We start from the raw sequence: 1,522 nt of genomic DNA on the forward strand, positions 1-1,522 counted from the left end.
GTGGTTAAGTTACTAAGGGCACACGGTGGATGCCTTGGCGCTAGGAGCCGAAGAAGGACGCAGCGAACTGCGATAAGCCTCGGGGAGCGGTAAGCACGCTTTGATCCGGGGATCTCCGAATGGGGTAACCCACCATCTGTAATGGGATGGTATCCTTCACTGAATACATAGGTGATGAGAAGGCAGACCCGGTGAACTGAAACATCTAAGTAGCCGGAGGAAGAGAAAACAATAGTGATTCCGTCAGTAGTGGCGAGCGAACGCGGAAGAGCCTAAACCGTCGGGTTTACCCGGCGGGGTTGTGGGGCGTCTCACATGGAGTTACAAAAGACGCGCGTAGGTGAACAGCTTGGGAAAGCTGACCATAGAGCGTGATAGTCGCGTAACCTAAACGCGCGTCTCTCCGAGACCAACCCCGAGTAGCGCGGGACACGTGAAATCCCGTGTGAATCTGGCAGGACCATCTGCTAAGGCTAAATACTACCTAGCGACCGATAGTGAACCAGTACCGTGAGGGAAAGGTGAAAAGCACCCCGGGAGGGGAGTGAAATAGTACCTGAAACCGTGTGCTTACAAATAGTCGGAGCCCGTTAAAAGGGTGACGGCGTGCCTTTTGTAGAATGAACCGGCGAGTTACGGTAGCGTGCGAGGTTAAGTTGAAGAGACGGAGCCGCAGCGAAAGCGAGTCTGAATAGGGCGATAGTACGCTGCCGTAGACCCGAAACCGTGTGATCTAGCCATGTCCAGGGTGAAGGTAGGGTAACACCTACTGGAGGCCCGAACCCACGCACGTTGAAAAGTGCGGGGATGAGGTGTGGCTAGCGGTGAAATTCCAATCGAACTCGGAGATAGCTGGTTCTCCCCGAAATAGCTTTAGGGCTAGCCTCGGAATTTAGAGTCTTGGAGGTAGAGCACTGATTGGACTAGGGGCCCTCATCGGGTTACCGAATTCAGTCAAACTCCGAATGCCAATGACTTATGTCCGGGAGTCAGACGGTGAGTGCTAAGATCCATCGTCAAAAGGGAAACAGCCCAGACCATCAGCTAAGGTCCCCAAGTATACGTTAAGTGGGAAACGATGTGGAGTTGCCCAGACAACCAGGATGTTGGCTTAGAAGCAGCCACCATTTAAAGAGTGCGTAATAGCTCACTGGTCGAGTGACTCTGCGCGGAAAATGTAACGGGGCTAAACGTATCACCGAAGCTATGGCAGTCCTTACGGACTGGGTAGGGGAGCGTTCCAAGCAGCAGTGAAGCCGTACTGGAAAGAGCGGTGGAGCGCTTGGAAGTGAGAATGCCGGTGTAAGTAGCGAAAAGACAAGTGAGAATCTTGTCCACCGAAAGCCTAAGGTTTCCTGGGGAAGGCTCGTCCTCCCAGGGTTAGTCGGGACCTAAGCTGAGGCCGAAAGGCGTAGGCGATGGACAACAGGTTGATATTCCTGTACCACCTCTGTTCCGCTTGAGCAATGGCGTGACGCAGGAGGATAGGGTGAGCGGCCTACTGGATGGCCGTCCAAGCAGT

The 1,522-nt window shown here is 53.8% G+C and carries 1 rRNA gene; it reads left to right on the forward strand.

The features are described from left to right. Window positions 1-2: 2 nt before the first annotated feature. Window positions 3-1,522, forward strand: a 23S ribosomal RNA gene (locus HP398_RS30495); the annotation flags it as partial.

Origin of the sequence: Brevibacillus sp. HB1.4B, from assembly GCF_013284285.1 — a bacterium.
GTDB classification, from domain to species: Bacteria; Bacillota; Bacilli; order Brevibacillales; family Brevibacillaceae; genus Brevibacillus; species Brevibacillus porteri.